Genomic DNA, 4,144 nt, shown 5'->3' with positions numbered 1-4,144 from the left:
GCGCGGCACCTGTGCGGTCTTCGACCACGACATCCGGGAGGCGACGATCCTGGTGGTCGGCAACGAGACGACCGGGATGAGCGCGGCCTGGCAGGATGTGTGTGACGACCTGGTGTCCATCCCGATGGGTGGCACCGCCAGTTCGCTGGGCGCTCCTTCGGCGGGCGCGGTGGCCCTGTACGAAATTTCGCGGCAGCGCCGGACGTTCGTCCGGTGAACAGCCGCCGAGGCGAGCGCGCCGACGGCGCACGCGCAGGCGACGAACGACGACAGCGACGAGAGCCGGACGACGGTGGAAACGGAGAGTCACGCGTGACGGACATCGAGTTCACGAAGGGCCACGGCACCCAGAACGATTTCGTGGTGCTGCCCGACGAGGACGTCCGGCTCGATCTCACCGCCGAGCGGGTCGCCGCCCTGTGCGACCGGCAGCGCGGCATCGGCGCCGACGGCCTGCTGCGGGTGGCCCGCGCCGGCGCGCTGCTGGCGGCGGGCGTGCTCACCGAACTGCCCGAGGGCGTCGGCGAACAGGACTGGTTCATGGACTACCGCAACGCCGACGGCTCGATCGCCGAGATGTGCGGCAACGGCGTGCGGGTGTTCGCCCACTACCTGGCCGCCACCGGTCGTCAGAGCGGCGGCGAGCACGTGGTCGGCAGCCGCGCGGGCGGACGTCCGGTCACCGTGCACACCGCGGGACCGGTGCACGGCGAGGTCACCGTGCGGATGGGGCAGGTGCGGCAGCTGGGCACCTCCACCGCGACCATCGGCGGCTGGGGCCTGTCCGGCCTCGGCATCGACGTGGGCAATCCACACCTGGCCTGCGTCGACCCGGCGCTGACCGCCGAATCGCTGGCCAAGCTCGACCTGAGCGTCCCGCCCGGCTACGACCCCGACATGTTCCCGCACGGGGTGAACGTGGAGATCCTCACCCCGCTCGACGCCGAGCGCGGCGCGGACATGCGCGTCTACGAGCGCGGCGTCGGCGAGACCCGCTCCTGCGGCACCGGGACGGTCGCCGCCGCGGCCGCCGTACTCGACGCCGAGGGCTTCGATCTGGCCTCCGGGACCGACGAGGTGACCATCCGTGTCCCCGGCGGGCAGGTGCGCGTCGGGCTGTCGGCGGGCGCGGCGTGGCTGCGCGGCCCGTCCGTGCTGGTCGCCACCGGTCGCCTCGGCGCCGACTGGTGGCGCGACCTCGGCTGACCGGCGCGGCGGGCTCCGCCCGAAATGGACATGCGGACCGGGGCCGGGACGTGGCAGCATGGATGGTGTATGAGGAAATCAGAGACGTTCGACATCACTTCGACCTCCAGCGGAAAGGGTGCCGCCGACCAGGCCGCGTTCCCCGCTGACGACACGTCCCACGACGCCGGGGACATCGACTTCGACGGCGCCGACTACCGCGACACCGACTTCGGCGACGCCGATTTCGAGACCTCCGACTACGACACCGCAGGCTTCGACACCGCAGGTGGCTCCACCGCAGGTGAAGAAGAGGGCGCCTACCCCGATGAGGGCGATGTGATCGCCGAACGTGCCGCGCGCATGCGGCGCAACGGCTGGATCGCCGAGCCGACCACCGGCGAGATGCGGCTCGAGGAGCGCAGTTCCCTGCGTCGCGTCGCCGGTCTGTCCACCGAGCTCACCGACGTCACCGAGGTCGAGTACCGGCAGCTGCGTCTGGAGCGCGTGGTGCTGGTCGGGGTGTGGACCTCGGGCACGGCGGCACAGGCCGAGGCCAGCATGGCCGAGCTGGCCGCGCTCGCCGAGACCGCGGGCTCGCAGGTGCTGGAAGGGCTCATCCAGCGCCGTGACAAGCCGGACCCGGCCACCTACATCGGCTCGGGCAAGGCCGACGAGCTTCGGGCCGTGGTGCTCGAGACCGGCGCGGACACCGTGATCTGTGACGGCGAGCTGACGCCGGCGCAGCTGACCGCGCTGGAGAAGGTCGTCAAGGTGAAGGTCATCGACCGCACCGCGCTCATCCTGGACATCTTCGCCCAGCACGCCACCTCCAGCGAGGGCAAGGCGCAGGTGGCGCTGGCACAGATGGAGTACATGCTGCCCAGGTTGCGCGGCTGGGGTGAATCGATGTCCCGTCAGGCGGGTGGTCGCGCGGGCAGCAACGGCGGCGTGGGTCTGCGCGGTCCCGGTGAGACCAAGATCGAGACCGACCGCAGGCGCATCCGCGAGCGCATGGCCAAGCTGCGCCGCGAGATCCGCGAGATGAAGACCGCGCGTGACACCAAGCGCTCCAGGCGCGCCGGTTCCGGCGTCCCGCAGATCGCCATCGTCGGCTACACCAACGCGGGCAAGTCCAGCCTGATGAACGCGCTGACCGGCTCGGGTGTGCTGGTCCAGGACGCGCTGTTCGCCACCCTCGACCCCACCACCCGGCGGGCCCATCTGGACGACGGCCGCGAGGTCGTCTTCACCGACACCGTCGGTTTCGTCCGGCACCTGCCGACCCAGCTGGTCGAGGCGTTCCGCTCCACGCTGGAGGAGGTCACCGGCGCAGACCTGCTGCTGCACGTGGTGGACGGCTCCGATGCCGATCCGGCCGGGCAGATCAAGGCGGTGCGCGAGGTGATCACCGACGTCATCAAGGAGTCGGAGGCGACGGCGCCGCCGGAGCTGCTGGTGGTCAACAAGATCGACTCGATCTCGCCGATGCGGCGCACCGAGTTGCGCGGCATGCTGCCGGACGCGGAGTTCGTTTCCGCGCACACCGGTGCGGGTCTGGACCGGCTGCGGGCGCGGCTGGCCGACATCCTCGGCGAGCTCGATGTGGAGATCGGGGTGCTGCTGCCCTATACGCGCGGCGACCTGCTCGCCCGTATCCACGCCGACGGCCGGATCCTCAGCTCCGAGCACGAGGAGGGCGGGACCCGGTTGCGGGCCAGGGTGCCGCACGCGCTGGCCGCCGCGCTGGCCGAGTACGCCGACGCCGGGACGGCCTACCCCGAGCGCGCGGGCGCCTGAGTGGCCGCGGGTCCGGGGACGAGGTCTCGGCCGGATGTTTCCGCGCGCCGCGCCGCGCGGAATTGGAACCGACCGGCACGTTTGTCCTCGGCCTCGACGACCTTGCTGACATGGTGAAATAGCCCACGAATATCGGTTCGGATTGCAACTCGTTCCACCTGTTTCGGTACGGTGGGAATCGGTCGCGATGGCGCGACGCAGGGGACAAGACATCCGTACCGCCGTTTTCCGTACGACGACGTGCCGGGAATCCGACATTTCGATGGGGAACCACCTATGCCCGAATTCTCGCCCGCCGAGGGGGCTCTGACCGACGGCGCGCCGCTGGAGGTGCGCTTGGACGACAACGATCTGCGCGTGCTCGACGCACTGCTGGCTCCGATGCGGGCCTGGACGAGTCCGCGCTTCTACGGCCTGGAGAACATTCCGGCCGAGGGGCCGGTGCTGCTGGTCGCCAACCACAATCTGCTCGGGTTCGTCGACGCGCCGCTGCTGGTGCCCGAGGTGCTGCGGGTGCGCGGCAGGCTGATCCGCGGCCTGGCCGAAGACGTGCTGGTGCGGGTGCCCGGCGTACGGCACCTGCTGCACCATTTCGGCTCCGTGCGCGGCAACCGGCACAACTGCCGCACGCTGCTCGAGCGCGGCGAGGCCGTGCTGGTGTTCCCCGGCGGCGGTCGTGAGGCCATCCGCCGCAAGGGCGAGAAGTACGTGCTGAAGTGGGAGGGGCGCACCGGGTTCGCGCGCATGGCCCTGGAATGCGGGGCCCCGATCGTGCCGGTGGCCATGATCGGCGCCGACGATGCCTTCGACATCGTCGTCGACGGGGAGCACGCGCTCATGCGTCCGGTGCGCTGGGCCGTCGAGTCGCTGGGGCTCAAGCGTGACCTCACCCCGCCGCTGGTCAACGGTCTCGGGCCGATCCCGCGCCCGGAGCGTTTCTACTTCTCCGCCGGCGCTGCGATCGATCCGACCGCCTGGGCCGATGCCGACGATCTGGACGCCGCGGCCGCCGATCTGCGCGATGTGGTGCGCAAGGCGCTCGAAGAGGAGATTCGCTACCTGTTCGCCCGCCGTGCGCGCGATACCGGTCGCACCCTCGCGGGCCGGGTGCGCGGTCTGCTGAAGAGCTGACAACCGGGGATGGGTTTGGGGGCCGGGC

The 4,144-nt window shown here is 71.0% G+C and carries 4 protein-coding genes; all 4 read left to right on the top strand.

The features are described from left to right. The coding region (locus QH283_RS24240; protein WP_280505244.1) for a TrmH family RNA methyltransferase at positions 1 to 217 on the top strand (217 nt) is incomplete at its 5' end. Between the two features lie 104 nt (positions 218 to 321). Continuing rightward, positions 322 to 1,206, top strand: coding sequence for a diaminopimelate epimerase (gene dapF, locus QH283_RS24235; protein WP_280505246.1), 885 nt, complete (start codon positions 322 to 324; stop codon positions 1,204 to 1,206). 342 nt (positions 1,207 to 1,548) lie between these two features. Then, the gene (hflX, locus tag QH283_RS24230; protein ID WP_280505245.1) at positions 1,549 to 2,985 is read left to right on the top strand and encodes a GTPase HflX; all 1,437 of its coding nucleotides are present in this window, start codon (positions 1,549 to 1,551) and stop codon (positions 2,983 to 2,985) included. Positions 2,986 to 3,261: 276 nt separating this feature from the next. After that, entirely contained in the window at positions 3,262 to 4,116 is an 855-nt protein-coding gene (locus QH283_RS24225) for a lysophospholipid acyltransferase family protein (protein WP_280505243.1), read from the top strand. The last annotated feature ends 28 nt before the right edge of the window (positions 4,117 to 4,144 follow it).

The organism is Nocardia farcinica, from assembly GCF_029867845.1.
GTDB lineage: Bacteria > Actinomycetota > Actinomycetes > Mycobacteriales > Mycobacteriaceae > Nocardia > Nocardia farcinica_A.
The sequence above is the reverse complement of the archived record's forward strand: the minus strand, read 5'-3'. Positions and strand labels throughout refer to the sequence as shown.